The organism is Pseudomonas sp. PAMC 26793 (genome assembly GCF_000313235.1).
GTDB lineage: Bacteria > Pseudomonadota > Gammaproteobacteria > Pseudomonadales > Pseudomonadaceae > Aquipseudomonas > Aquipseudomonas yamanorum.
Genome location: NZ_AMXG01000023.1, coordinates 206,522 through 231,061, shown reverse-complemented (window position 1 = coordinate 231,061; position 24,540 = coordinate 206,522). Strand labels below are relative to the sequence as shown.

The 24,540-nt window shown below is 62.3% G+C and carries 26 protein-coding genes; 15 read left to right on the top strand and 11 right to left on the bottom strand.

The genetic code is table 11. From position 1 onward, the window contains the following. Positions 1 to 353 precede the first annotated feature (353 nt). The 9 genes from mdcA to madM all read left to right on the top strand — a co-directional run bounded on the left by mdcA (position 354) and on the right by madM (position 7,519). Positions 354 to 2,024, top strand: a complete 1,671-nt coding sequence (mdcA, locus tag D109_RS0108400) for a malonate decarboxylase subunit alpha (RefSeq protein WP_026077844.1) — start codon at positions 354 to 356, stop codon at positions 2,022 to 2,024. Then, entirely contained in the window at positions 2,025 to 2,873 is an 849-nt protein-coding gene (locus tag D109_RS0108395) for a triphosphoribosyl-dephospho-CoA synthase (RefSeq protein ID WP_017476504.1), read from the top strand. Further along, positions 2,873 to 3,172: a malonate decarboxylase subunit delta gene (locus D109_RS0108390; RefSeq protein ID WP_017476503.1), complete on the top strand. Its 300-nt coding sequence runs from the start codon at positions 2,873 to 2,875 to the stop codon at positions 3,170 to 3,172. Before D109_RS0108395 ends, D109_RS0108390 begins: the two co-directional genes overlap by 1 nt. Next, positions 3,165 to 4,007 carry a biotin-independent malonate decarboxylase subunit beta gene (locus tag D109_RS0108385; protein WP_017476502.1) on the top strand — a complete coding sequence of 281 codons (843 nt, stop codon included), beginning with the start codon at positions 3,165 to 3,167 and terminating at the stop codon, positions 4,005 to 4,007. The genes D109_RS0108390 and D109_RS0108385 overlap by 8 nt, the downstream gene beginning before the upstream one ends. Then, complete coding sequence (gene mdcE, locus D109_RS0108380; protein WP_017476501.1) at positions 4,004 to 4,780, top strand: biotin-independent malonate decarboxylase subunit gamma; 777 nt, start codon at positions 4,004 to 4,006, stop codon at positions 4,778 to 4,780. The genes D109_RS0108385 and mdcE overlap by 4 nt, the downstream gene beginning before the upstream one ends. Next, on the top strand, positions 4,774 to 5,370 hold the full coding sequence (locus tag D109_RS0108375; protein WP_017476500.1) for a malonate decarboxylase holo-ACP synthase: 597 nt from the start codon (positions 4,774 to 4,776) through the stop codon (positions 5,368 to 5,370). The genes mdcE and D109_RS0108375 overlap by 7 nt, the downstream gene beginning before the upstream one ends. Then, positions 5,367 to 6,272: a malonate decarboxylase subunit epsilon gene (mdcH, locus tag D109_RS0108370; RefSeq protein WP_017476499.1), complete on the top strand. Its 906-nt coding sequence runs from the start codon at positions 5,367 to 5,369 to the stop codon at positions 6,270 to 6,272. Before D109_RS0108375 ends, mdcH begins: the two co-directional genes overlap by 4 nt. A 67-nt stretch (positions 6,273 to 6,339) precedes the next feature. Next, positions 6,340 to 6,753, top strand: coding sequence for a malonate transporter subunit MadL (gene madL / locus D109_RS0108365; protein ID WP_003216818.1), 414 nt, complete (start codon positions 6,340 to 6,342; stop codon positions 6,751 to 6,753). Between the two features lies 1 nt (position 6,754). Further along, positions 6,755 to 7,519, top strand: coding sequence for a malonate transporter subunit MadM (gene madM, locus D109_RS0108360; RefSeq protein ID WP_017476498.1), 765 nt, complete (start codon positions 6,755 to 6,757; stop codon positions 7,517 to 7,519). Between the two features lie 156 nt (positions 7,520 to 7,675). Here madM and D109_RS0108355 read toward each other — a convergent pair whose 3' ends face one another. From D109_RS0108355 to D109_RS0108345, 3 genes are read right to left on the bottom strand one after another with little or no spacing between them, the layout of a single operon-like run. Further along, complete coding sequence (locus D109_RS0108355; protein ID WP_017476497.1) at positions 7,676 to 8,590, bottom strand: LysR substrate-binding domain-containing protein; 915 nt, start codon at positions 8,588 to 8,590, stop codon at positions 7,676 to 7,678. A 37-nt stretch (positions 8,591 to 8,627) separates the two neighbouring features. Then, entirely contained in the window at positions 8,628 to 9,170 is a 543-nt protein-coding gene (locus tag D109_RS0108350; RefSeq protein ID WP_017476496.1) for a chromate transporter, read from the bottom strand. After that, complete coding sequence (locus D109_RS0108345) at positions 9,170 to 9,736, bottom strand: chromate transporter (RefSeq protein ID WP_017476495.1); 567 nt, start codon at positions 9,734 to 9,736, stop codon at positions 9,170 to 9,172. The genes D109_RS0108350 and D109_RS0108345 overlap by 1 nt, the downstream gene beginning before the upstream one ends. A 235-nt stretch (positions 9,737 to 9,971) precedes the next feature. On the opposite strand from D109_RS0108345, the gene D109_RS0108340 reads away from it, so the two are divergent. Further along, the gene (locus D109_RS0108340) at positions 9,972 to 10,589 is read left to right on the top strand and encodes a hemolysin III family protein (protein WP_017476494.1); all 618 of its coding nucleotides are present in this window, start codon (positions 9,972 to 9,974) and stop codon (positions 10,587 to 10,589) included. On the opposite strand, the gene D109_RS0108335 is transcribed toward D109_RS0108340, so the two are convergent. Then, positions 10,584 to 11,486, bottom strand: a complete 903-nt coding sequence (locus D109_RS0108335) for a LysR family transcriptional regulator (protein WP_017476493.1) — start codon at positions 11,484 to 11,486, stop codon at positions 10,584 to 10,586. The two genes, D109_RS0108340 and D109_RS0108335, sit on opposite strands and share 6 nt — an antisense overlap. Before the next feature lie 108 nt (positions 11,487 to 11,594). Here D109_RS0108335 and D109_RS0108330 point away from each other — a divergent pair, with 108 nt between their 5' ends. The 3 genes from D109_RS0108330 to D109_RS0108320 are packed head-to-tail and all read left to right on the top strand — an operon-like array spanning position 11,595 to position 14,130. Next, complete coding sequence (locus D109_RS0108330) at positions 11,595 to 12,836, top strand: D-amino acid dehydrogenase (RefSeq protein ID WP_017476492.1); 1,242 nt, start codon at positions 11,595 to 11,597, stop codon at positions 12,834 to 12,836. Positions 12,837 to 12,846: 10 nt separating this feature from the next. Next, complete coding sequence (locus D109_RS0108325) at positions 12,847 to 13,200, top strand: RidA family protein (RefSeq protein ID WP_017476491.1); 354 nt, start codon at positions 12,847 to 12,849, stop codon at positions 13,198 to 13,200. A gap of 27 nt (positions 13,201 to 13,227) precedes the next feature. Next, the gene (locus D109_RS0108320; RefSeq protein ID WP_017476490.1) at positions 13,228 to 14,130 is read left to right on the top strand and encodes a transporter substrate-binding domain-containing protein; all 903 of its coding nucleotides are present in this window, start codon (positions 13,228 to 13,230) and stop codon (positions 14,128 to 14,130) included. Between the two features lie 75 nt (positions 14,131 to 14,205). Here D109_RS0108320 and D109_RS0108315 read toward each other — a convergent pair whose 3' ends face one another. Beyond that, positions 14,206 to 14,925 carry a 16S rRNA (uracil(1498)-N(3))-methyltransferase gene (locus D109_RS0108315; protein WP_017476489.1) on the bottom strand — a complete coding sequence of 240 codons (720 nt, stop codon included), beginning with the start codon at positions 14,923 to 14,925 and terminating at the stop codon, positions 14,206 to 14,208. A gap of 86 nt (positions 14,926 to 15,011) precedes the next feature. Then, a complete protein-coding gene (locus D109_RS0108310; protein ID WP_017476488.1) occupies positions 15,012 to 16,418 on the bottom strand; it encodes an adenosylmethionine--8-amino-7-oxononanoate transaminase in 1,407 nt (468 codons plus the stop codon). A gap of 280 nt (positions 16,419 to 16,698) precedes the next feature. Between D109_RS0108310 and D109_RS0108305 the strand changes: the two genes are divergently transcribed. After that, positions 16,699 to 17,250, top strand: coding sequence for a cytochrome b (locus D109_RS0108305; protein ID WP_003216842.1), 552 nt, complete (start codon positions 16,699 to 16,701; stop codon positions 17,248 to 17,250). Positions 17,251 to 17,282: 32 nt separating this feature from the next. Then, positions 17,283 to 17,879, top strand: coding sequence for a YceI family protein (locus D109_RS0108300; protein WP_003216844.1), 597 nt, complete (start codon positions 17,283 to 17,285; stop codon positions 17,877 to 17,879). A 69-nt stretch (positions 17,880 to 17,948) separates the two neighbouring features. On the opposite strand, the gene D109_RS0108295 is transcribed toward D109_RS0108300, so the two are convergent. From D109_RS0108295 to ahcY, 5 genes are all read right to left on the bottom strand, one after another. Beyond that, the gene (locus D109_RS0108295) at positions 17,949 to 19,835 is read right to left on the bottom strand and encodes a DEAD/DEAH box helicase (RefSeq protein ID WP_017476487.1); all 1,887 of its coding nucleotides are present in this window, start codon (positions 19,833 to 19,835) and stop codon (positions 17,949 to 17,951) included. Positions 19,836 to 20,057: 222 nt separating this feature from the next. Then, the gene (locus D109_RS0108290; protein ID WP_026077843.1) at positions 20,058 to 20,861 is read right to left on the bottom strand and encodes an ABC transporter substrate-binding protein; all 804 of its coding nucleotides are present in this window, start codon (positions 20,859 to 20,861) and stop codon (positions 20,058 to 20,060) included. Between the two features lie 70 nt (positions 20,862 to 20,931). After that, positions 20,932 to 22,014, bottom strand: coding sequence for a hypothetical protein (locus D109_RS0108285; RefSeq protein ID WP_017476485.1), 1,083 nt, complete (start codon positions 22,012 to 22,014; stop codon positions 20,932 to 20,934). 75 nt (positions 22,015 to 22,089) lie between these two features. After that, positions 22,090 to 22,935, bottom strand: a complete 846-nt coding sequence (metF, locus tag D109_RS0108280) for a methylenetetrahydrofolate reductase [NAD(P)H] (protein ID WP_026077842.1) — start codon at positions 22,933 to 22,935, stop codon at positions 22,090 to 22,092. 174 nt (positions 22,936 to 23,109) lie between these two features. Further along, positions 23,110 to 24,519, bottom strand: a complete 1,410-nt coding sequence (ahcY, locus tag D109_RS0108275; protein WP_017476483.1) for an adenosylhomocysteinase — start codon at positions 24,517 to 24,519, stop codon at positions 23,110 to 23,112. Positions 24,520 to 24,540 lie beyond the last annotated feature (21 nt).

Here is a 24,540-nt window from a genome sequence, read left to right as displayed (position 1 = left end):
AGGTCGAACAGTGGGTGACTCATCAGAAATAGCGGCTGGGTGATGAAGTTAGATCAGTCCCCAAAAGGGACTGATCGTTCCCATTTTGGGACTGATTCGCACCTCTCACAGACACCGCTGAACAAAATGTGGGGCTTGCTCGCGAATACGGTGTGTCAGTACCCGATTTATCAACTGACCCACCGTATTCGCGAGCAAGCCCGCTCCCACATTTGAACTGCGCTTAGCCGGAGCCTCAGCGTTTTCTGGCAAACCATTACTCCAATCGTAACGATCCACCGCGCAGCTTGATTGATGCCCCCCCAATACCCTCCTAAGGTACAGCCCACGACAGCAAATCCCGTGGAGCGACCATGACAACAACAACTTCCCCCGACTCGCGCTGGACGCGGCGGCGCGATGAGAAGCAGCGCCGCCTCGCATTGGTGCGATCCTTCGCCGATGGCGCCGTGCTCCCCAGCGAGCGCATTGTCGAAGCCCTGGAAGCCCTGATCCTCCCCGGCGACCGTGTGGTGCTGGAAGGCAACAACCAGAAGCAGGCCGATTTCCTCTCGCGCTCCCTGGCCAAGGCCGATCCCGCCAAGCTCCACGACCTGCACATGATCATGCCCAGTGTCGGCCGCTCCGAGCACTTGGACCTGTTTGAAAAGGGCATCGCCCGCAAGCTGGACTTCTCTTTCGCCGGCACCCAATCCCTGCGCATCAGCCAGTTGCTGGAAGACGGCTTGCTGGAAATCGGTGCGATCCACACCTACATCGAACTCTACGCACGGCTGGTGGTGGACCTGATTCCCAACGTCGTGCTCTCCGCCGGTTTCATGGCCGACCGCGCCGGCAATATCTACACCGGCCCCAGCACCGAAGACACGCCAGCGCTGATCGAGCCGGCCGCCTTCAGCGATGGCATCGTCATTGTCCAGGTCAACCAACTGGTGGATGACGTCACCGACCTGCCTCGCGTTGACATTCCCGCGAGCTGGGTAGATTTCGTGGTGGTCGCCGACAAGCCTTTCTACATCGAACCGCTGTTCACCCGCGACCCACGGCACATCAAGCCGGTGCATGTGTTGATGGCGATGATGGCGATCCGTGGCATCTACGAAAAACACAACGTTCAGTCGCTGAACCATGGCATCGGTTTCAACACCGCGGCCATTGAATTGATCCTGCCCACCTACGGTGAATCCCTGGGCCTGAAGGGCAAGATCTGCCGCAACTGGACGCTCAACCCGCACCCAACCTTGATCCCGGCCATCGAAAGCGGATGGGTCGAAAGCGTGCATTGCTTCGGCACCGAACTGGGCATGGAAAACTACATCGCCGCCCGGCCGGATGTGTTCTTCACGGGGCGCGACGGCTCGCTGCGTTCCAACCGAATGTTTTGCCAGCTGGCCGGCCAGTACGCGGTGGACCTGTTTATCGGCGCCACCCTGCAGGTCGATGGCGACGGCCATTCCTCCACTGTCACCCGTGGCCGCCTCGCCGGTTTTGGTGGTGCGCCGAACATGGGCCACGACCCGCGCGGTCGCCGCCATGGCACGCCCGCCTGGCTCGACATGCGCCACGACGATGCCCCGGAAGCCTTGCTCGAACGCGGCAAAAAGCTCGTGGTGCAAATGGTCGAGACCTTCCAGGAAGGCGGCAAACCGACCTTCGTTGAAACCCTCGATGCAGTGGAAGTCGCACGCAAAAGCGGCATGCCCCTGGCGCCGATCATGATCTACGGCGATGACGTCACCCACTTGCTCACCGAAGAAGGCATCGCCTACCTGTACAAGGCCCGTTCCCTGGAGGAGCGCCAGGCGATGATCGCCGCTGTCGCCGGGGTGACCGCCATCGGCATGCGCCACAACCCCAAGGACACCGCGCGCATGCGCCGCGAAGGCCTGATCGCGCTGCCCGAAGACCTCGGCATCCGCCGCACCGACGCCACCCGCGAGTTGCTGGCCGCCAAGAGCGTGGCCGATCTGGTGGAATGGTCCGGTGGCTTGTACAACCCGCCCGCCAAGTTCAGGAGCTGGTAAATGCACGCACTCAAACTGCACGACCTGACACTGGCCGAACGCCTGGCCGACATGGCCGTCGACGCATTGATTGATGAAGCCGACCTGTCGCCGAAACCTGCCCTGGTGGACCGTCGCGGCAACGGCGCCCATACCGATTTGCACCTCGGCTTGATGCACGCGTCGGCGCTGTCGTTGTGGCCGGCGTTCAAGGAAATGGCCGAGGCCGCGATTGAATGTGGCGAAGTCGGGCTGCCCCTGCGTGAAGCCCTCGGGCGGATCGGTCGCGAAGGCGAACAGGCGATGCTCGTGACCACCAGCGGCGTAAATACCCATCGGGGTGCGATCTGGGCGCTCGGCCTGTTAGTCGCCGCCGCCGCACTGCAACCCGAATCCTGCACGGCCAACGCAATGACTTTGCGCGCTGCCCGCCTGGCCTTGCTCAATGACCGCTACGCCCCGCAACCGCTGAGCCACGGCGCCCAGGTCGCACAACGCTATGGCGCTCGCGGTGCCCGTGAAGAAGCGCAACTGGGCTTCCCGTCAGTGCTGCAACGCGGCCTGCCACAGCTGAAACAAAGCCGCCTGCAACAACACGGCGAACAAAACGCGCGCCTCGATGCCTTGCTGGCGATCATGACCGAACTGGCCGACACCTGCGTGCTCTACCGCGCCGGCCCCGAAGGCTTGCAGGCCATGCAACAAGGCGCTCAAGCGGTGCTGGACGCCGGCGGCAGTGCGAGCCTCGCCGGCCGCCGCCAACTGCATGAGCTGGACCAGCAACTGCTGGCGCTGAATGCCTCCCCCGGTGGCGCCGCCGACCTGTTGGCCGCCTGCCTGTTTATCGACCGCCTCGACGGAGCGCTGTGATGGAAACCTTATCCTTTGAATTCCCCGCCGGGCAGCCCGCCAAGGGCCGTGCGCTGGTAGGTTGCGTCGGCTCCGGCGACCTCGAAGTGCTGCTGGAACCGGGCACCGCCGGCACCCTGACGATTCAGGTGCAGACCTCGGTGAGCGGTGCGCAGCTGCGTTGGCAGCACCTGTTCGAACGGATCTTCCAGGAACAGACGCCTCCCGCACTGAACATCGATATCCACGACTTCGGCGCCACACCCGGCGTGGTGCGCTTGCGCCTGGAGCAGGGCTTCGAGGAGATCGGTCATGACTGACTTGCTGAACACACACAGCTTCGTCGAACTCGGCGCCCGGCAGCGGGCCAAGGCCTTGCTCGACGCGGGCAGCTATCGCGAACTGATCGATCCGTTCCAGCGCGTCATGTCGCCATGGCTGAGTCGCCAGGGCGTGGTGCCGCAGGCAGACGACGGCGTGGTGATCGCCAAGGGCAGCATCGCCGGCTTGCCGGTGGTCATCGCTGCTATCGAAGGCAATTTCCAGGGTGGCAGTCTCGGTGAAGTCGGCGGCGCAAAGATGGCTGGCGCACTGGAGCTGGCCGCTGAAGACAACCGCAACGGCATCCCGACGCGCGCCATCCTGCTGCTGGAAACCGGCGGCGTGCGCTTGCAGGAAGCCAACCTGGGCCTGGCCGCCATCGCCGATATCCATGCGGCGATTGTCGACCTGCGTCAGTACCAGCCGGTGATCGGCGTGGTGGCGGGCAGCGTCGGTTGCTTTGGCGGCATGTCCATCGCGGCAGGTTTGTGCAGTTATCTGTTGGTGACCCGCGAGGCGCGCCTTGGCCTGAACGGCCCGCAGGTGATCGAACAGGAAGCCGGGCTTGAGGAATACGACTCCCGCGACCGGCCCTTTATCTGGAGCCTGACCGGCGGCGAGCAGCGCTTCAACAGCGGCTTGGCCGACCGCTATGTGGCTGACGACGTGGCGCAGATTCAGCAGCAAATCACCGAACTGCTGCAACAAGGCTTGCCGGAAAAACAGCGCAGCCGTCAGGTTGATCACTATCTGGAACGCCTGGCCGCACTGAACGCCGAACCGCAAATCGACCCGGCGACGGTTCGTGATCTGTATCAGGGAGAACGCTCATGAGAGGTTTGCAGTGGTTCAACGCATTGAGCGGCGGTGCAGCGCTTGTGAGCGGTTTGCCGAACTCGCTGAAAGTCGCCGACGGTGTGCTCGGTGATCAGCCCGTGCGCTTTATCGCGGTGGTCACCGATGCGCAAAACCGCTTTCCCCGCGCTCGCAACGGTGAAGTCGGTTTGCTGGAAGGCTGGGGCTTGGCCAAGGCAGTTGATGAAGCGATCAACACCGGCGACAAGCGTCCGCTGATTGCCATCGTCGATGTGCCGAGCCAGGCCTACGGTCGTCGCGAAGAGGCCTTGGGCATTCACCAGGCATTGGCCGCCGCTGCCGACAGCTACGCCCGCGCCCGCTTGGCCGGTCACCCGGTGATCGCGCTGCTGGTGGGCAAGGCGATGTCCGGCGCCTTCCTCGCCCACGGTTACCAGGCCAACCGCCTGATTGCCCTGCGCGATCCCGGCGTGATGGTGCATGCCATGGGCAAGGCCTCGGCGGCGCGGGTGACCCTGCGCAGTGTCGAAGAGTTGGAAGCCCTGGCCGCCAGCGTGCCGCCGATGGCCTATGACATCGACAGTTATGCCAGCCTCGGCTTGCTCTGGGAGACCTTGTCGGTTCGCCAGATTGAGCAACCCACCACCGAAGATGTGGCGCGGGTCAGCGATTGCCTGATGCAGGCGATCAAGGATGTGCAAGCGGGCGGCCGTGACCTGAGCGGACGCCTGGGTGCCACCAACCGCGCGGCCTCCAGCCATGTGCGCCAACTGCTGCGGGAACAATGGTGAACGCCCACGACTTGCTCTGGGGCATGACCCCGGTGCATGCCCCCGCTGACGCGCCGGCCTGGGTGCTGGAGGCATTGGCCGCTGGGCACCCGGTGGTGGTGCGGCGTGCCATCGCGCCGCCGGGCCATGTGCCGGTGGGTGTACGTGGGCGCTTGCGCGAGCAGCGCTTCGCCGCCGTAATGCCGATGGCCGCCGTGCAACGGCGCGTGGTGCCGGAAGACTTGCGCGGTGCGATCTCTTCACGGGATTTGCCGGCGTTGCAGGCCCTTGCTCAACTGCGTCCGGTGCTGGCGAAGAAGAACTGGGGCGTCACCGGCAGTGCCGGTTTCGAACTGGCGAGTGGCATTGAAGCGCTGCACGCCAAGAGTGATTTGGATTTGATTCTGCGCACGTCCGAGCGACTTGATCGCGGCGATGCCGAAGACTTGCTGGCAATACTCGATACGGCGGTATGCGCCGTAGACCTGCAACTGCAAACGCCGTTTGGCGCCGTCGCGTTGCGCGAGTGGGCCGGTGGATCACGTCGCGTGCTGCTGAAAAATGCCGGTGGCGCGCAGTTGGTGATCGACCCGTGGCAGGCCGTTGCATGAGCAGCCTCCTGGCCTTCCCGGGGCAGGGCGCCCAGCGTCCCGGCATGCTCCAGCAGTTGCCGCGCGCGGTGTTGGACGAAGCCAGTGCAGCCCTGAACGAAGATGTGCGCAAGCTTGATTCTGCCGAAGCCCTGGCCTCGACCCGGGCCGTGCAGCTCTGCCTGTTGATTGCCGGCGTGGCCAGTGCGCGCTTGTTGGAACACGCCCCCGATTACGTCGCCGGCCTGTCCATCGGCGCCTATCCAGCAGCCGTGATTGCCGGCTCCCTGGACTTTGCCGATGCGCTGAAACTCGTCAGCCTGCGGGGCGAGTTGATGCAACAAGCGTATCCCCACGGCTACGGCATGACCGCCCTTATCGGCCCGGAACTGTCCACCGTCGAAGCCTTGCTTGCTCAGGTCCACAGCCCGCAAACCCCGGTTTACCTGGCCAATATCAATGCCGACAACCAGACTGTCATCGCCGGCAGCGACGAGGCCATGAAGGCGGTCGCCAATCTGGTGCGCGGCAACGGCGTCGCCAAACGCCTGGCCGTCAGCGTGCCGTCCCATTGTGCGCTGCTGGAAAAGCCTGCCGAAACACTGGCTCAAGCCTTCGCTGAAGTGCCGCTGAAAACACCGAACGTTACCTACCTGAGCAGCACCCGCGTCCGGCCGATCCACAACACCGAACACCTGCGCGACGACCTCGCGTTCAACATGTGCCGCATCGTCGACTGGCGCGGCACCGTGCAAAGCGCCTTTGAGCGCGGTGTGCGCCTGCATCTCGAACTGCCTCCCGGCGCCGTGCTCACGGGCCTCGCGCGGCGGGTGTTCGAGCAAGGCACCGTCATCGCCTTCGAAGGTGCCCGCCTGGACACCTTGCAGGCCTTGCTGCGAGAGGAGGGCGCCCACCACCGATAAAGCACCACCCAAGGCTTTCGAAGCACAAAAACAACAATTTCGATGAAGCACTTTGAGGACAACCATCATGATTATTTACGGTGTGGCGTTGCTGGCGATCTGCATGTTGGCAGGCGTGATTCTGGGAGACATGCTCGGGGTGTTGCTGGGCGTGAAATCCAACGTGGGCGGAGTCGGGATCGCGATGATCCTGCTGATCTGCGCACGGCTGTGGATGCATAAGCACGGCGGCATGACCAAGGAATGCGAGATGGGCGTCGGCTTCTGGGGCGCTATGTACATCCCGGTGGTGGTGGCGATGGCGGCCCAGCAAAACGTCGTGACCGCGCTGCACGGCGGCCCGGTGGCGGTGCTGGCGGCGATTGGTTCGGTGGTGGTGTGCGGTTGCACGATTGCCTTGATCAGCCGCACACACAAGGGCGAGCCGCTGCCCGATGAAGAGCCGCTGATTGCGGCTGCACCTGTCGCGGGAGGTCGCTGATATGTGGAACCTCATCGAGAAAGGCCTGGAAAATAACGGGTTGGTGACGGCGTTTGCGTTTGTCGGCGTGGTGATGTGGATTTCGGTGGTGCTGTCCAAGCGGCTGACCTTCGGACGCATCCACGGTTCGGCCATCGCGATTGTGATCGGGCTGGTGTTGGCCTGGGTGGGCGGCACGTTGACCGGCGGCCAGAAAGGCTTGGCGGACGTGGCGCTGTTTTCCGGGATCGGCTTGATGGGCGGCGCCATGCTGCGGGACTTTGCGATCGTGGCCACGGCGTTTGAAGTACAGGCCACCGAGGCGCGCAAGGCCGGTTTGATTGGTGCGGTTGCCTTGCTGCTGGGCACAGTGTTGCCGTTTATTGTGGGCGCGAGTATGGCCTGGGCATTTGGGTATCGCGATGCGATCAGCATGACCACCATTGGTGCGGGCGCGGTGACTTACATCGTTGGGCCGGTCACGGGGGCCGCGATTGGCGCGACGTCCGATGTGATGGCGCTGTCCATCGCGACTGGGTTGATCAAGGCGATCCTGGTGATGGTCGGCACGCCGGTGGCGGCTCGCTGGATGGGCCTGGATAACCCGCGCTCGGCCATGGTGTTCGGTGGCCTGGCCGGTACGGTGAGCGGCGTGACGGCAGGCCTGGCGGCGACGGACCGGCGGCTGGTGCCGTATGGCGCGTTGACCGCCACCTTTCACACCGGGCTTGGGTGCTTGCTGGGGCCTTCGTTGCTCTACTTCATCGTGCGCGGGATTGTCGGCTAACCCGAGATGTGTCGACCGCTTTTGTGGCGAGGGAGCTTGCTCCCGCTGGAGCGCGAAGCGGTCCCAATGCATTCTTCCTGAAACAACGCGGGCGCTGATTTTACGACTGCTGCGCAGCCGAGCGGGAGCAAGCTCCCTCGCCACAGGGGATCATTGTCAGGTTTGGCGATTGGCATACATCCGGCACTCCGCCAACAGCGCGAGCAAATTCGGGTCGCGCTCCTTGGCTTTCAGAAACACCACGCCAATGTGCTGCTGCAAACGGTAGCGCGGTTGCAGGGGAATCAGCTTGACCCGGTTCTCATACACCGCCGCAATCCGTCCCGGCAGCAGCGCATAGCCCACACCCGAGCTGACCATGCTCAGCAGGGTGAAGATGTCGTTGACCTGCATCGCCACCTTCGGCTCGAACCCTGCCTGCTTGAATACGCGGTTGCCGTCCTGGTGGGTGGCGAAGCCTTGGGTGAGGGTGATGAAGGTGGCATCACGCACGTCCGCCAGGTCGATTTCCTGCTCGCGGTCCAAGGGAGAATCGGCCGGGGTGGCGAGGAAGATATCGTCGGAGAACAGGGCGATCTGCTCGCAGTCGGGATCGTTGGCGTGCTCGTCGAGGGAGATCAGGATCGCGTCGACTTCCATGTTCTTCAACTTGTAGAGCAAGTCGAAATTTGAGCCGAGGATCAGGTCGATGTTGAGTTCGCTGCGGCGGATCTTCAGCCCCATGATCAACTGCGGCACGGTCTTTACCGTCAGCGAATACAGCGAGCCCAGCTTGAAGCGCTCGGCGGAAAAGCCGGCGGCCTCGCGGGTAACCCGCACGCTGTCCACTACGTCCTGCACCAGCTTCTGCGCACGCTCTTCCAGTACATAGGCGCTTTCCAGCGGCGTGAGGTTGCGCCCTTCATGCTTGAACAGCGGGCAGCGCAGGGCGTTTTCCAGGGAGTGGATCGCCCGGTGCACGCTGACGTTGCTGGTCTGCAATTCAGCCGCCGCCCGTGCGAGGTTGCCGGTGCGCATGAACGCCAGGAAGATTTCCAGCTTTTTGAGGGTGAACTCTTCGTCGATCAGCATGGGCGTGACTCTTGTTCGAATGCCGTCGATTGTGCCCCTAAAACCAGTTCACTCCCAGCCATGCGCTGCATAGGCCCAGCAGCACGCCGAGGATGATCAGCCAGATTGCGTTGAGCCTGGTGTAATACACCACGGCGGCGCTGGCCAAGGTCAGCACCAGGCTGGTGGCATTGTTTTCCAGGCTGTTCATCAGGATGTAGCTGGCGGCCAGGATCAGCCCGATGGAGATCGGCAGCAGGCTGCCTTTGACCCGCTGCACCCATGGCGTCTCAGTGTGTTTTTCCAGCCAGCCGGCGCCGAAGTAGGTCAGCACCGAGCAGGGCAGCAGTTTGGCGGTCAGCGCCACCAGCGCGCCCGGCAACCCGGCGGCTTGCTGGCCGATAAACACCAGGAACATGCCATTGGGCCCTGGCAATGCCTGGGACAGGGCGAAGAAGGCGACGAACTGGGCGTCGGTGATCCAGTTCATGTCGGTGACGGTGTAGCGGTGGATATCGCTCAGGGCCACGGTGTTGCCGCCAATCGCCATCAACGACCACAGCGCGCATTGGATCATCAGGTGGAACAGCACGCTCTGCATCAGCCGGCCACCTGCTGCTTGCCCATGAAACTCAAGGCCAGGGAGCTGGGAATGCAGATCAGCAAGACCATCCACAACGGCAGCACCAGCACCGCCATCAACACGAAGGTCAGGACGAACGCGCTGTAATTCGCCAGGGTCCTGGGCATGGCCTTGAGCAGGCGCAGAGTGGTGCCTAGCATCAGCCCGGTGGCGATCGGCATCACCGCGCCGAAGATCTGCTGCACCACGTCATGGCTCCACCATTTGGCATAGGCGAAGCCGGCCAGCACGGTGATCAGCGAGGGGAACAGATACAAGCCGACGACGGTCACAACCGCACCCGGCAAGCCGTGGAGGCGCCGGCCGTAGATGATGCCGACGTTGGCGATATTCGGCCCGGGGAAGAATTGGCCGGTGGTCAGCAGCTCGTTGAAACCTTGCTCGCTGACCCACTGCCTGCGGTCGACCATCATCTGCCGCGCCCAGGGCATCACACCGCCGAAGCCAAACAGGCCGACCATGGCGAAGTTGTAAAACAACTGCCACAGACTGGGATGAGGCTGGGCAGGTTCGAGGTCAGGCATGGGCGTTACCGATGAGGGGTTTTTATGTGGGAGCAGGCTTGCCTGCGATAGCGGTGTATCAGCAGCAGATGCATGTCTGACCCACCGCTATCGCGGGCAAGCCAGCTCCCACAGGATGAAGCGAATCATCCATCGGCTCGTGTATTTGGGCAAATGAAGAAAGGTTGTTACCTGATATTGGGTGGGTGACGTCAGAATGGTCTGGGTGATAACGGTTATTCGAGGTGAGTGACACATGTATCACGGGGAACGATTCAACGCCTGGAGCCACTTGCTCGGGGCGGTTGCGGCTTTTGTGGGTGCGGTATGGATGTTGGTGGTGGCCAGTATGGATGGCAGCCCCTGGAAGATTGTCAGCGTGGCGATCTACGGTTTCACGTTGTTGGTGCTGTACAGCGCGTCGACCGTGTACCACAGCGTGCGCGGGCGCAAGAAAGCGATCATGCAGAAGGTGGATCACTTTTCGATCTACCTGCTGATCGCCGGCAGCTACACGCCGTTTTGCCTGGTGACGCTGCGCGGGCCGTGGGGCTGGACGTTGTTCGGGATTGTGTGGGGGCTGGCGGTGATCGGCATCCTGCAGGAGATCAAGCCACGCTCCGAGGCGCGGATCCTGTCGATCGTGATCTACGCCGTGATGGGCTGGATCGTGCTGGTGGCGGTCAAGCCGCTGATTGCTGCGCTGGGCCCCACGGGTTTTGCCTGGCTGGCGTCGGGCGGGGTGCTGTACACCGTGGGCATTATTTTCTTTGCCCTGGAGGACCGCCTGCGGCACTCCCACGGGATCTGGCATTTGTTCGTGATCGGCGGCAGCCTGCTGCATTTCGTGGCGATTATGGGGTACGTGTTATAGCCGGTCCAATTGCTCCTGGGCCCGGCTGCCGAAGATCTCCAGCAGGCTCGCCAGCATATGCGGCGGCGGTTCGTCGGCGCGGGTCAGGGCGTACAAGGTGATTGGCAGCGGTGGCGCCAGCGGGCGAATGCAGGTGGTGGCCGGTGATGCGCCGAGGGCGGTGAACGGATCGATCACCGCCAGCCCGGCGCCGGATTCGACCATGGCCCTGGCCAGGGAATAGGTCTGCACTGCGATGCTGACCCGTGGCGGTGGATCGACCGCTTCCAGGTAGCTGTCCAGCTTCGCCGACAACGGGTCGGCGCTGGACAGGCCAATCAACGGCGCGCCCGCCAGGGCCATCAGCGGCAACGGTTTGCCCAGCTCGTTTTCCTTCCAGTAACCCTGCGGTGCCAGCGCCACTAGCACGCCGTGGGCCAACGGCTGGGCGCTCAGCCCTGGGTGATCGGGCGGTTGCAGCGTCAGCGCCACATCGACCTCACGCATCAACAGGTTTTGCACCAGCTCGCGGCTGTGGGCGCTGGACAGCTCGCAGGCGATGTCCGGGTAGCGTTGGGTCCATTCGCGGATGGCCGGCGGCAGCAACGACAGGGCCAGCGCCGGTGTGGCGCCGATACGCAGGCTCTGGCCCGGCTCGCGGCGCAGGTTCTGCGCCAAGCGCCGTACGCCTTGCAGGCTTTCGGTCACCTTGTCGACTTCGCGCTCCAGCGCCAACGCTTCCGGCGTCGGCTGCAGCTTGCCTCGTATACGCAGGAACAGCGGGAACCCCAACTGCAACTCGGCGTGCTGCAGCACCTTGCTCACCGCCGGCTGCGAGACATGCAGCAACTGGGCGGCGGCGCTGATGGAACCGGTCTGGCGGATGGCCTGGAAGATTTCGATATGACGCAAGCGCATGGGCAGTCCATAACCTTTGTTTATGGGTGACCCATCTTTATTCATTGTCCCGCCGCTGTCACCTGCCTCTAACCTTCAAGCCTGACATCGCACGGTTAAGGGACGCACATGGCTCAGCAGGTTTGCATCATCGGTGGTGGGGTTATCGGCCTGGCGAGTGCCTACGCCCTGGTGCGTGCCGGTATGCAGGTGACTGTGGTCGAAGCTCGGGAAACCCTGGGCAGCGAGACCAGTTTCGCTAACGGCGGGCAGCTGTCCTACCGCTATGTCGCGCCGCTGGCCGACAAGGGCGTGCCGCTGCAAGCCATTGGCTGGATGCTGCGCGGTGACTCGCCGCTGAAGCTGCGCCCGCGCATGGACCCGGCGCAGTGGCGTTGGATGGCGTCATTCCTGGCTGCCTGCCGTGGCTCGGTGAACCAGCGCAATGCGGCCCATCTACTGCGCCTGGCGTCCCTGAGCCAGGACACCCTGCAACGCTGGCGTGAAGAGGACCAGTTGGGGGATTTCCACTGGCGGCGCAATGGCAAGCTGGTGACCTTTCGCAGCCTCGACAGCTATGAACGCGCGCTGAATAAAGTGACGGACCCTTTGCAGCAACAAGTGCTCTCGGCGGCGGATTGCGCAAGGCTGGAGCCGACCCTGGACAGCGCCAGTTTTGCTGGCGGTATCTATACGCCCAATGAAGAAGTTGGCGACTGTCACGCGTTCTGTCAGCAACTGGCGGCGCGCCTTGAGGCGTCGGGGCGTTGCACGTTCCTGCTGGGGCGCAAGGTGACCCGGATCCATCATCATGGGGGCCGGGTGCACTCGATCGAGATGGGTGAGGAGGCCCTGTCGGTGGAACACCTGGTGCTGGCCGCCGGGCACCGCGGCCCCGAGCTGGCCTTGCCCGGCATGTCGTTGCCGGTCTACCCCCTCAAGGGCTACAGCCTGAGCGTGCCGATTGGTGCGCAGCATCAGGCGCCGAACATCAGCATCACCGACTACGACCGCAAGATCGTTTACGCGCGCATCGGTGAGCAGCTGCGGGTGGCGGCGATGGTGGACATCGTTGGTTTCGACACCCGCCTTGAACCCAAGCGCCTGGCGCTGATTAAACGTCAGGCACTTGAGACGTTCCCGCTGGCCGGAGATTACTCGCATGCGGTCGAATGGGCCGGCATGCGCCCGGCCACGCCCACCGGTGTGCCGCTGATTGGCGCCAGCGCTTATAGCAACCTGTGGCTTAACCTCGGCCACGGCGCCCTTGGGTTTACCTTGGCTTGCGGCAGCGGCCAGGTGCTGGCCGAGTTGATTGACCGGCAGACCACTTCCATTGATATGCAGGGCTTCGCGCCCCGTGCCGCTTGAGGATATTTCGATGAGCATCACCCGAATCAACAGCAACAGTCGTCTGTCTGGCGCCGTGGTGTTTCAGGACCTGGTGTTTTTGTCCGGCCAGGTGCCGGGGGACGGGCGCGATGTGACGACCCAGACCGAGGAAGTGTTGGCCAAGATTGATGCGCTGCTGGCGGAGGCCGGCAGCGACAAGGATCATCTGCTGAATGCGACCATCTACCTGAACAATATTCAGGAGGGTTTTGCGCCGATGAATGAAGTCTGGTCCGCCTGGTTGTCGCCGGGGCAGGCACCGACGCGTACCACGTTGCAGGCGCAGTTGGCGCGACCGGATGTGCTGGTCGAGATCAGTGTCATTGCGGTGCGCCGTACCTGAACCTTTAAACACCAACGGAGAATAACAATGCAAAAAATCACGTTGATCGGTTGCACCCTGGGGCTTTTATTGGGTGCTCAGGCCCACGCCAACGAGGCACCCCTGGAAGGCACGCTGAGCAAGATCGCCAACGCCAAGAGCATCACCCTCGGCTACCGCGATGCCTCGGTGCCGTTTTCCTATGTGGGGGATCACAGCGGCAAGCCCATGGGCTATTCGGTGGAGCTGGCGAACAAGATCGTCGAGCGCATCCAGCAGAAAACCGGCGTGCCGAAGCTCAACGTGAAGTACAACCTGGTGACTTCCCAGACCCGCATTGCTCTGGTGCAAAACGGCACCGTGGACCTGGAATGCGGTTCCACCGGTGTGACGGCCGAGCGGCAGAAACAGGTGGCGTTTTCCTACGGGTTTATCTATGTGAAGGGCCAGTTGCTGACCGCCAACGACAGCGGCATCAAAAGCTTCGCCGACCTGCAGGGCAAGAACGTGGTAACCACCGCCGGTACCACCAACGAGCGGTTTCTCAAGAGCTACAACGTTGATCACAAACTGAACATGTCGGTGATCAGCGCCAAGGACCATGGCGAAGCCTTCCAGATGCTGCAATCGGGCCGGGCGGCGGCGTTCTACATGGACGACGCATTGCTCTACGGCGAGCGTGCCAAGGCCAAGGACCCGCACAAGTGGGTGGTGGTGGGGGAGGAGCAGTCGCGGGAAATCTACAGCTGCATGGTGCGCAAGGACGACCCGCAGTTTCTCGCGGTGGTCAACGAAACCCTGGCCGGGCTGTACAGCTCGGGGGAGATCAACGGGATTTACCAGCGCTGGTTTGAGCAGCCGATTCCGCCCAAGGGCTTGAACCTGGAATTCCCGATGACCAGTGAGTTGAAGGCGATTATTGCGACGCCTGTGAGTGACCCGGTGGAGTAGTGGAGTGGAAACCCGATCAAAATGTGGGAGCTGGCTTGCCAGCTCCCACATTTGATTGGGTTTGCAAGGCAGGGTTTAGAAGTCGCCCCAGAGTTGTTGGGCTACGGCCAGCGCCACAACTGGCGCGGTTTCGGTACGCAGTACGCGTGGGCCCAGGCGTGCAGAATGAAAACCTGCACCTTGTGCCGTCTCGACTTCGCCATCGGTCAAGCCGCCTTCCGGCCCGATCAGGAAGGCCAGGCTTCCCGGCTTGGCGTGGCTCACCAGCGGCTCGGCTACCGGGTGCAGCACCAGTTTCAAGTCCGCCTCTGCCTGTTTCAGCCAATCCGCCAACAGCAGCGGTGGGTGAATCACCGGCACCCGCGAGCGACCGCACTGCTCGCACGCGCTGATCGCCACCTGGCGCCAGTGCTGCAGGCGTTTGTCGGCGCGTTCGTCCTTGAGGCGCACTTCGCAGCGGTCGCTGAAGATCGGGGTGATTTCATTTACCCCCAGCTCGGTGGCTTTCTGGATCGCCCAGTCCATCCGCTCGCCACGGGACAGGCCCTGGCCGAGGTGAATCTGCAAGGGCGATTCGACCTGCCCGGCGAAGGTTTCGGTGACCTGCACCACCACGCGTTTTTTACCGACTTCCAGCAAGCTGGCGCGAAACTCCTGGCCGGAGCCGTCGAACAGTTGCACGGCGTCGCCTTCGCTCATGCGCAACACGCGGCTGATGTAATGCGCCTGGGCCTCCGGCAACTCGTGGTCGCCAAGGCTCAGGGGGGCGTCGACAAAAAAGCGGGACAGTCTCATTTCTGTTCTCTGGAAATAGTGTGCAGGGCGGACGCGGAGCGTCCATGGTTGCATTCCCACGCGGAGCGTGGGAACGATCAACTCAATCAGCCCGGATCACGAAACCCCGGGTGGAAATCCTTGGGCACCGCCACGCTGACCTTGCTGTTGGTGGCGATATCAATCCCTTCGCTGGCCACTTCAGCCAGGAAGTCGATCTGCTCCGGGGTGATCACGTAGGGCGGCAGGAAATACACCACGCTGCCCAATGGCCGCAGCAACGCGCCACGTTCCAGGGCATGCTCGAATACCTTCAGGCCACGGCGTTCCTGCCACGGGTAGGCGGTCTTGGTGGCCTTGTCCTGCACCATCTCGATGGCCAGCACCATGCCGGTCTGGCGCACTTCCGAGACGTGCGGGTGGTCCACCAAGTGCGCGGTGGCGGTCGCCATGCGCTGGGCCAGGGCCTTGTTGTTTTCGATGACGTTGTCTTCTTCGAAGATATCCAGGGTCGCCAGGGCCGCCGCGCAGGCCAGCGGGTTGCCGGTGTAGCTGTGGGAGTGCAGGAAGGCGCGCAGGGTCGGGTAGTCGTCGTAGAAGGCGTCGTACACATCGTCGGTGGTGACCACCGCCGCCAATGGCAGGTAGCCGCCGGTCAGGGCCTTGGACAGGCACAGGAAGTCCGGGCGAATGCCGGCCTGTTCACAGGCGAACATCGTGCCGGTACGGCCAAAGCCCACGGCGATTTCGTCGTGGATCAGGTGCACGCCATAGCGGTCGCAGGCTTCCCGCAGCAGCTTGAGGTACACCGGGTGGTACATGCGCATGCCGCCGGCGCCCTGGATCAGCGGTTCGACGATCACGGCGGCCACGGTGTCGTGGTTGTCGGCGAGGGTCTGCTCCATGGCCAGGAACATGTTCCGGGAATGTTCTTCCCAGCTCATGCCGTCGGGGCGCAGGTAGCAGTCCGGGCTCGGCACCTTGATGGTGTCCAGCAGCAAGGCCTTGTAGGTTTCGGTGAACAGCGGCACATCGCCTACCGACATCGCGGCGATGGTTTCGCCGTGATAGCTGTTGGTCAGGGTGACAAAGCGCTTCTTGTTCGGCAGGCCGCGGTTGAGCCAATAGTGAAAGCTCATCTTCAGCGCGACTTCGATGCACGACGAACCGTTGTCGGCGTAGAAGCAGCGGGTCAGGCCTTCGGGGGTCATCTTCACCAGGCGCTCGGACAGTTCGATCACCGGCTGGTGGCTGAACCCGGCGAGGATCACGTGCTCCAGCTGGTCCACCTGGTCCTTGATGCGCTGGTTGATGCGCGGGTTGGCGTGGCCAAACACGTTGACCCACCAGGAGCTGACGGCGTCGAGGTAGCGTTTGCCTTCGAAGTCTTCCAGCCAGATGCCTTCACCGCGCTTGATCGGGATCAACGGCAGTTGCTGGTGGTCTTTCATCTGGGTGCAGGGATGCCACAGCACTGCAAGGTCGCGTTGCATCCACTGATTATTCAAACCCATGTTCATTCTCCTCGAAGCGGCTCGCGACGTGCGCGGGCGAAACAATCGCGCAAGCCTATGCAATGCAGACCTGTGTCACAACCCATTGCGAGTCTGAAGGGTAAATTGGTGGTAAACGCAGGACAGTCCGTCACGTTTCTTCTGGATAGTCCTTAATCTCTTGTTAACTTACTCTGCATACGCTCTTGATCGTATTTCTCGATATTTCAAAGCGAAATTTTCCGCTTTAATTCGATAGGTAAATCGATAGTCTTGCCACAGCTCTTACGGGATTTGGGACATGCAACTACGTAATTCACCGGCGCGCTATGGCTGGGTCAGCATCGTTTTGCACTGGGGCGTGGCCCTGGTGGTGTTCGGTCTGTTCGCATTGGGCCTGTGGATGGTCGGCCTCGACTACTACAGTGCCTGGCGCAAAGACGCCCCGGACCTGCACAAAAGCATCGGCATCACGCTGTTCGCCATCATGCTTGTGCGGATCGTCTGGCGCCTGGTCAGCCCGCCGCCGCCACCGCTTGCCAGCTATAGCCGCATGACGCGTCTGGGGGCTGCGTTTGGCCACGCATTCCTGTATCTCGGGCTGTTTGCCGTGATGATTGCCGGTTACCTGATTTCCACCGCAGACGGTGTCGGGATCCCGGTGTTTGGCCTGTTTGAGATTCCTGCACTGGTTTCCGGGCTACCGGACCAGGCAGACACCGCAGGCGTGGTGCATTTGTACCTGGCCTGGGTATTGGTGGTGTTCGCCGGCCTGCATGGCGTGGCCGCGTTGAAACACCATTTCATTGATCGTGATGTGACCCTGGTTCGTATGCTGGGGCGCAAAGCCTGATGTTCAACCTCGACTCACAAGGAATAGAAAGCATGTTGAAAAAGACTCTCGCCGCTCTGGCCATCGGTTCTGCCCTGCTGACTGCCGGTCAGGCGATGGCAGCTGACTACGTTGTCGACAAGGAAGGCCAGCACGCCTTCGTTGACTTCAAGATCAGCCACTTGGGCTACAGCTTCATCACCGGTACCTTCAAGGACCTGGACGGCAAGTTCAGCTTCGATGCTGCCAAGCCTGAAGACAGCAAGATTGAGTTCAACGTCCGTACCGCCAGCGTGTTCACCAACCACGCCGAACGTGACAAGCACATCGCCAGCAAAGACTTCCTGGACGTTGGCAAGTTTGCCGACGCCAAGTTCGTCTCCACCAGCGTCAAGACCACTGGTAAGAACGCTGCTGGCCAAGTCACTGCTGACGTGACCGGCGACCTGACCTTTCACGGCGTGACCAAGCCGATCGTCGTCAAGGCGACCTTCCTGGGTGAAGGCAAGGATCCATGGGGCGGCTACCGTGCCGGCTTTGAAGGCACTACCTCCTTCAATCGCCAGGACTTCGGCAAGCAGATGGACCTGGGCCCAGCGTCCAACAACGTTGAGCTGTACGTGACGTTTGAAGGTGTGAAAGCGAAGTAATTTTCGCCAGCCACACAAAAATGCCCCGGATCTCGCGATCCGGGGCATTTTTTATGGTGCTTTGAAAACTCAGCGGTTGCGGGTCAGCAACGCCGGTTTTTCGCCACGTGGACGGCCCGGCAGTTGATCCAGCTGCTCAGGTGTCAGCGTGCGATCGCTTTTCGACTCTTTGTGGATGATCTTCGGTGCCGGGCCGCCGCGCGGGTTTTGCACCGCTGGCTCAGACAGGCGAGGTTGATCATCACGGGCCGGGCGACGGTTGCGCGACTCTTCGCGACGGGCCTGGCCGTCACGGGGTGCACCGTTGCGCGGGCCGCTGCGCTTGGCAGGCGGGGTGCCGGTGGTGGCACCGTTGCTGCTGCGCGGACCGTTCTGGCGACCTTGTGGCTGGCCGCCGGTGCGGGGTGCGGAACCTGCGCCTGCGCCCTGGGCTGGAGCGCCCGGACGACGACCACGACCCTGGGCCGGCTTGGCCTGGGGCACGTAGTCAACGCGGTTGCCGAAGTTGTCTACGTCGTCGTCCAGGAACTCGTCCGGAGCACGGTCGGCAGCAGCACGTGGCGGCTGGCTCGGCTGGCGCTGTTCGCGGGCCGGGGTGCCTTCACGGGGCTTTTGCTCACGGGCCGGGCGTTCGCCACGGCCATTGGTCGCAGCCTTGTCCTTGCCGCCCTTGTCCTTGCCTTTGTCTTTACGACCGCCACCGCCACCGCCGCCGTTCGGGCCATCGCCCTTCGGACCGCGTGGGTTGTTGCGCGGGTTACGCACGTCCGGACGCTCGCGCACTTCAGGCTTCTCAGCCTCAACGGCGCTGGAGTCGAAGCCCATCAGGTCGCCATCGGCGATTTTCTGCTTGGTCATGCGCTCGATGCTTTTCAGCAGCTTTTCTTCGTCCGGTGCGACCAGGGAAATGGCCTCGCCCGAACGACCGGCCCGGCCGGTACGGCCGATACGGTGCACGTAGTCTTCGTCGACGTTTGGCAGCTCGAAGTTGACCACGTGGGGCAGTTGGTCGATGTCCAGGCCACGAGCGGCGATGTCGGTGGCGACCAGGATGCGCACTTCACCGGCCTTGAAGTCGGCCAGGGCTTTGGTGCGGGCGTTCTGGCTCTTGTTGCCGTGGATCGCGACGGCGGTGAGGCCGTGCTTGTCCAGGTACTCGGCCAGGCGGTTGGCGCCGTGCTTGGTGCGGGTGAAGACCAACACCTGTTCCCACGCGCCGGCGGTGATCAGGTGGGCCAGCAGCGAACGCTTGTGAGCGGCCGGCAGGCGGAATACGCGCTGCTCGATACGCTCGACCGTGGTGTTCGGCGGCGTGACTTCAATACGCTCCGGGTTGTGCAACAACTTGCCCGCCAAAGCGGTGATGTCGTTGGAGAACGTGGCCGAGAACAGCAGGTTCTGGCGTTTGGCCGGCAGGCGCGCGAGGACCTTTTTCACGTCATGGACAAAGCCCATGTCGAGCATACGGTCGGCTTCGTCCAGCACGAGGATTTCCACGTGGGACAAATCGACGCTGCCTTGGCCGCACAGGTCGAGCAAACGACCCGGGCAGGCAACCAGCACGTCGACACCACGGGACATGGCCTGAACCTGTGGGTTCATGCCGACGCCGCCGAAGATGCAGGCGCTGACGAACTTCAAGTCGCGGGCATACAGCTTGAAGCTGTCATGCACCTGGGCGGCGAGTTCGCGGGTAGGGGTCAGGACCAGTACGCGCGGTTGGCGCGGGCCGTGACGCTGGGATTTGTCCGGGTGACCGTTGGGGAACAACCGCTCCAGGATCGGAAGGGCGAAGCCGCCGGTTTTACCAGTACCTGTCTGAGCCGCAACCATCAGGTCGCGGCCTTGCAACACGGCGGGAATGGCCCGCTGTTGCACCGGAGTAGGCTCGGTATAGCCCGCTGCCTCGATGGCGCGGACTAAAGCCTCGGAGAGACCGAGGGAAGCAAAGGACATGAGTAATCCTGTTTTAGTTAGGGCTTGGCCCAGAGGGATAGTCTTGCCTGGCGTGAATGGCGTTTAGATGAACGCAATCCCGTCCGGTCCTGCTGGGGCTGGCAGGCACTCAGACGGCTCGCGCGGGCTTGAAAGCTGCGCTGTAGCGGGGTCGGGTGCCTTTTGCAAGACCGAAGCGTCCGGGCGTAAGCCTGGCGGAAAGGCCGGAGTATAACAGAGCAATCACTTCGCGCTGCTTTCCTGCTGCTCAACGGTGCTTGCAGGCAGGGCTGATGCGCTGGTTTGGAGGCTCGCACCGGCATATTTGGCGCTCAAGGCCGCGTAGGCCGGCTCTTGTTTGAAGCGTTTGAGCTCGGCGGCAAAGCGTTGCACCAGCAAGTCCATGCCGGCGCCCCGGCGCACGGCCAGGAATTGTGGCTGGCTGCTGACTACCTGGTGCGCCTGGGTGATCTGGTCCTCAAGTCCAAGGGCCTTGAGCACATGCTGGCCGACCCGGCGGTCTGTGATGACCAGGTCGATCCGCCCGAGGGCGAGCTTGCCGAAGTTGGCCTCGTGGCTGGCGGCCGGCTCCTGCTTGAACAGGGTGGACTCGCTGAACTCGGCGCCATAGAGGTAGCCCGGCGACGTGCCGATGGTCAGGCCGCGCAGGTCGTCGAAGGATTGAAAAGGATGCGGGCGCTCGTTGGCATAGAACAGCACGAACTCCACGTCAGACAGCGGCTCGCCGGGGTACAGCAGCACCGCATCGCGTTCGTGGCTGTGGAAAATATCCAGCGCGCCATCGGCCTGGCCCTGGTCGAGCATCGCCAGGCAGCGCTTCCAGGGCAAGAATTGCCAATCCACGTCGATGCCCAGGCGCTGGAACACAATCACCGTGGTCTCGTAGTCGAGCCCGCGCATGGTGCCGTTGTCGTCATACACGTAAGGCGCCCAGGGCTCGGTGACAATACGCAATTTCTCGCCGTGGGCACTGAGGCTCAGGCAAGCGAAAAGAACAGCAGTCAACAACCGGAAAGTGACAGGCATGCCCTGAGATTACGACTGTCGCGGGCTAAAGAGAAGCTCTGGCACAGTGATCTGCGGGCACCCGCAGGTTTTACCCGCCCGGAGATTTGATCAAGTGTTCGTAGATCGCCTCGCGCCGCTCACCGAGAATCAGCCGCACCACGGGATTGGCAAACCAGTGCTCCAGCAGGTGGGCATCCACGGGCCGACCCTGGCGCTCTTCCTGATTTTGTCGGGCCTTGTCCCACCAAACCGGGCCACACGCCTGGTCGAACTCGTTCTCATGTTCATAGCAACCGTAGAGAATTTCCCGGATGAACTGCTGCTGGTGCTTGGGCAATGCCAGGGTAATCAGCTTGTACATCAGCCGTTGCAGGCGCGGCGGGCGGGGCAGGTGGGCGGAGACCTGGCGGGTATCGTCCAGGGCCGTGGCGCTGGTGGGGTTCGCCCCGTGCTTGGTGATCCACGCCTTGACCTTGGCCCGGAACAGCTGCTTGCGGCTCCAGTAGTGGTGGATCAGGTCCGGGCATTCGCGCACATTGAGGGTGCGATAGGCGGCGATCGACAGGCAGAACTCTTCCAGGGTGTAGGCGCCCTGGGCGTGGGGGAACAGTTCGTCCATTAACTCGATCGAGCGGTCGAGGATGTGCGCGTCCTGCTGCGTCAGGCCCATGACCCCGGAGTTGAGGGTCATCATGTCGTCGTCGGCCACGCCCATGTCCAGCAGGCGTTGGTACAAGGCGCTGTACAGAATGCTTTCGTGGTTGTCGCCGTACTTGGTGTAGAAGGCGTTGCACAGCAGGGTGCCGGGCTGCACGCGCTCAAACAGCGCCAGGGGCGAATGGTGGAAAAACGTGTCGGTGTCGATCAGCAGCGCCACTTCCGACTCTTGCAACACTTGCCGCAGCACCACGTGCTTGGTGCGGAAGTGGTAGCCATGGGGCTCGCTCCAGCGTTTGCGCGTGGCTTCATCCAGCGGGCGCACCCGTACCGGCAGCAAGCAATAGGGCTCGGGGTTGTCGCTGAAGACCTGGATGTCGATGCCGGCATCCGGCGTATCCCGCAGGAAAGCCAGGGCGCTGGCGATGCTGAATACCGCTTCCTGATGGTAAGTCTCGGCGCCGAATACCAGGTAGACCAGTTGCGGGCGGGACGTCGGGGCGGTTGTATTCATGGACTGCAGGATTCCGTGGGCGTTTAGAACGGCAAAGGCCCTCATTATGAGGGCCTTTGCATTTCGGAACAGACCTTAGCGTGGCAGCTTCAGGTTGTTCCAGACAGCGAGGCTAGGCTCAGCCTGGTTCAGGGTATAGAAGTGCAACCCTGGCGCGCCACCTTGCAACAATTGTTCACACATCTCGCTGATGACCTGCTCGCCGAACGCCTGGATGCTCTTGACGTCGTCGCCGTAGGCTTCCAGTTGTTTGCGAATCCAGCGCGGAATTTCAGCGCCGCAGGCGTCAGAGAAGCGTGCCAGTTTGCTGTAGTTGGTGATCGGCATGATGCCCGGCACGATCGGGATATTTACACCCATCGCTTGTACACGCTCAACGAAGTAGAAGTAGCTCTCTGCGTTGAAGAAGTACTGGGTGATCGCGCTGTTGGCGCCGGCGTTGGCCTTGCGCACGAAGTTCTGCAGATCGTCTTCGAAATTGCGCGCCTGGGGGTGCATCTCCGGGTAAGCGGCCACTTCGACATGGAAGTGATCGCCGGTTTCTTCACGGATGAAGCTCACCAGGTCATTGGCGTAGCGCAGCTCGCCGCTGGCCATGCCCATGCCGGACGGCAGGTCACCGCGCAGGGCGACGATGCGCTTGATGCCGGCTTGCTTGTATTGGGTCAGCAGGCTGCGCAGGTCGGCCTTGCTGTCGCCCACGCAGGACAAATGCGGAGCCGCAGGGACTTTGATTTGGCTTTCCAGCTGCAGCACGGTGTTGATCGTGCGATCGCGGGTGGAGCCACCGGCACCGTAGGTGCAGGAGAAGAAATCGGGGTTGTAGCTGGCCAACTGCTTGGCAGTCGCCATCAGTTTTTCATGCCCAGCATCGGTCTTGGTCGGGAAGAACTCGAAGCTGTAGCGACGGTCTTGGGACATGGTCATACCTATGGAAACTCATAAAGCCAGAAGGTGTACACCGTCAATGTGGGAGCGGGCTTGCTCGCGAAGGCGGTATGCCAGTAGTCGATAAGTCGACTGACACACCGCCTTCGCGAGCAAGCCCGCTCCCACAAAAGCCCACCCCCACATGGGGAGCAGGCAGCAGGCAAATCAGTAGCGGTAAGCGTGCGGCTTGAACGGGCCTTCGACCGTCACGCCGATGTAGTCGGCCTGGGTCTTGGTCAGTTGAGTCACTACGCCGCCGAAGCCGCGGACCATTTCCAGGGCCACTTCTTCGTCGAGTTTCTTCGGCAGTACTTCCACGGTCAGGCGCTCGGCTTTCTGGGCGGGCGACAGGTCGGCGTATTTCTGGCCGAACAGGAAGATCTGGGCCAGTACCTGGTTGGCGAACGAGCCATCCATGATGCGGCTTGGGTGGCCAGTGGCGTTGCCCAGGTTGACCAGACGGCCTTCGGCCAGCAGGATCAGGTAGTCATCGTTCTGTGGGTCGAAATCACCCGCGCCGGTACGGTGAACCTTGTGCACCTGTGGCTTCACTTCTTCCCATGCCCAGTTCTTGCGCATGAAAGCGGTGTCGATTTCGTTGTCGAAGTGACCGATGTTGCACACCACGGCGCGCTTTTTCAGGGCCTTGAGCATGTTTGCATCGCACACGTTCACGTTGCCGGTGGTGGTCACGATCAGGTCGATCTTGCCCAGCAGGGCTTTGTCGATGCTGGCTTCGGTGCCGTCATTGACGCCATCGATGAACGGCGAAACCACTTCGAAACCGTCCATGCAGGCTTGCATGGCGCAGATCGGGTCAACTTCGGAAACCTTGACGATCATGCCTTCCTGACGCAGGGACTGGGACGAGCCCTTGCCCACGTCACCGTAGCCGATCACCAGCGCTTGCTTGCCGGACAACAGGTGGTCGGTACCGCGCTTGATCGCATCGTTCAGGCTATGACGGCAGCCGTACTTGTTGTCGTTCTTGCTCTTGGTCACCGAGTCGTTGACGTTGATGGCCGGGATTTTCAGCTCGCCCTTGGCCAGCATGTCCAGCAGACGGTGAACGCCGGTGGTGGTTTCTTCGGTCACGCCGTGGACGCGGTCGAGGATCTGCGGGTATTTCTTGTGCAGCAGCTCGGTCAGGTCGCCGCCGTCGTCGAGGATCATGTTGGCGTCCCATGGCTTGCCATCCTTGAGGATGGTTTGCTCCAGGCACCACTCGTACTCTTCTTCGGTCTCGCCTTTCCAGGCGAACACGGCGATACCGGCAGCAGCGATAGCGGCAGCGGCCTGGTCTTGAGTCGAGAAAATGTTGCAGGACGACCAGCGTACTTCGGCACCCAGGGCAACCAGGGTTTCGATCAGCACGGCAGTCTGAATGGTCATGTGGATGCAGCCGAGGATCTTCGCGCCCTTGAGCGGCTGCTCAGCGGCGTACTTGCGACGCAGGCCCATCAGGGCTGGCATTTCGGATTCGGCGATAAAAGTTTCGCGACGGCCCCAGGCAGCAAGGGACATGTCGGCGACTTTGTAGTCGGTAAAACCTGCAGGCGTGATTACAGCGCTCATGAAGAGCCTCCATTCGTAGTG

Excerpts from the sequence above, each read along its gene's own strand:
- mdcA (WP_026077844.1), top strand. The coding sequence starts at position 354 with ATGACAACAACAACTTCCCCCGACTCGCGCTGGACGCGGCGGCGCGAT.
- D109_RS0108395 (WP_017476504.1), top strand. The coding sequence starts at position 2,025 with ATGCACGCACTCAAACTGCACGACCTGACACTGGCCGAACGCCTGGCC.
- D109_RS0108390 (WP_017476503.1), top strand. The coding sequence starts at position 2,873 with ATGGAAACCTTATCCTTTGAATTCCCCGCCGGGCAGCCCGCCAAGGGC.
- D109_RS0108385 (WP_017476502.1), top strand. The coding sequence starts at position 3,165 with ATGACTGACTTGCTGAACACACACAGCTTCGTCGAACTCGGCGCCCGG.
- mdcE (WP_017476501.1), top strand. The coding sequence starts at position 4,004 with ATGAGAGGTTTGCAGTGGTTCAACGCATTGAGCGGCGGTGCAGCGCTT.
- D109_RS0108375 (WP_017476500.1), top strand. The coding sequence starts at position 4,774 with ATGGTGAACGCCCACGACTTGCTCTGGGGCATGACCCCGGTGCATGCC.
- mdcH (WP_017476499.1), top strand. The coding sequence starts at position 5,367 with ATGAGCAGCCTCCTGGCCTTCCCGGGGCAGGGCGCCCAGCGTCCCGGC.
- madL (WP_003216818.1), top strand. The coding sequence starts at position 6,340 with ATGATTATTTACGGTGTGGCGTTGCTGGCGATCTGCATGTTGGCAGGC.
- madM (WP_017476498.1), top strand. The coding sequence starts at position 6,755 with ATGTGGAACCTCATCGAGAAAGGCCTGGAAAATAACGGGTTGGTGACG.
- D109_RS0108355 (WP_017476497.1), bottom strand. The coding sequence starts at position 8,590 with ATGCTGATCGACGAAGAGTTCACCCTCAAAAAGCTGGAAATCTTCCTG.
- D109_RS0108350 (WP_017476496.1), bottom strand. The coding sequence starts at position 9,170 with ATGCAGAGCGTGCTGTTCCACCTGATGATCCAATGCGCGCTGTGGTCG.
- D109_RS0108345 (WP_017476495.1), bottom strand. The coding sequence starts at position 9,736 with ATGCCTGACCTCGAACCTGCCCAGCCTCATCCCAGTCTGTGGCAGTTG.
- D109_RS0108340 (WP_017476494.1), top strand. The coding sequence starts at position 9,972 with ATGTATCACGGGGAACGATTCAACGCCTGGAGCCACTTGCTCGGGGCG.
- D109_RS0108335 (WP_017476493.1), bottom strand. The coding sequence starts at position 11,486 with ATGCGCTTGCGTCATATCGAAATCTTCCAGGCCATCCGCCAGACCGGT.
- D109_RS0108330 (WP_017476492.1), top strand. The coding sequence starts at position 11,595 with ATGGCTCAGCAGGTTTGCATCATCGGTGGTGGGGTTATCGGCCTGGCG.
- D109_RS0108325 (WP_017476491.1), top strand. The coding sequence starts at position 12,847 with ATGAGCATCACCCGAATCAACAGCAACAGTCGTCTGTCTGGCGCCGTG.
- D109_RS0108320 (WP_017476490.1), top strand. The coding sequence starts at position 13,228 with ATGCAAAAAATCACGTTGATCGGTTGCACCCTGGGGCTTTTATTGGGT.
- D109_RS0108315 (WP_017476489.1), bottom strand. The coding sequence starts at position 14,925 with ATGAGACTGTCCCGCTTTTTTGTCGACGCCCCCCTGAGCCTTGGCGAC.
- D109_RS0108310 (WP_017476488.1), bottom strand. The coding sequence starts at position 16,418 with ATGGGTTTGAATAATCAGTGGATGCAACGCGACCTTGCAGTGCTGTGG.
- D109_RS0108305 (WP_003216842.1), top strand. The coding sequence starts at position 16,699 with ATGCAACTACGTAATTCACCGGCGCGCTATGGCTGGGTCAGCATCGTT.
- D109_RS0108300 (WP_003216844.1), top strand. The coding sequence starts at position 17,283 with ATGTTGAAAAAGACTCTCGCCGCTCTGGCCATCGGTTCTGCCCTGCTG.
- D109_RS0108295 (WP_017476487.1), bottom strand. The coding sequence starts at position 19,835 with ATGTCCTTTGCTTCCCTCGGTCTCTCCGAGGCTTTAGTCCGCGCCATC.
- D109_RS0108290 (WP_026077843.1), bottom strand. The coding sequence starts at position 20,861 with ATGCCTGTCACTTTCCGGTTGTTGACTGCTGTTCTTTTCGCTTGCCTG.
- D109_RS0108285 (WP_017476485.1), bottom strand. The coding sequence starts at position 22,014 with ATGAATACAACCGCCCCGACGTCCCGCCCGCAACTGGTCTACCTGGTA.
- metF (WP_026077842.1), bottom strand. The coding sequence starts at position 22,935 with ATGTCCCAAGACCGTCGCTACAGCTTCGAGTTCTTCCCGACCAAGACC.
- ahcY (WP_017476483.1), bottom strand. The coding sequence starts at position 24,519 with ATGAGCGCTGTAATCACGCCTGCAGGTTTTACCGACTACAAAGTCGCC.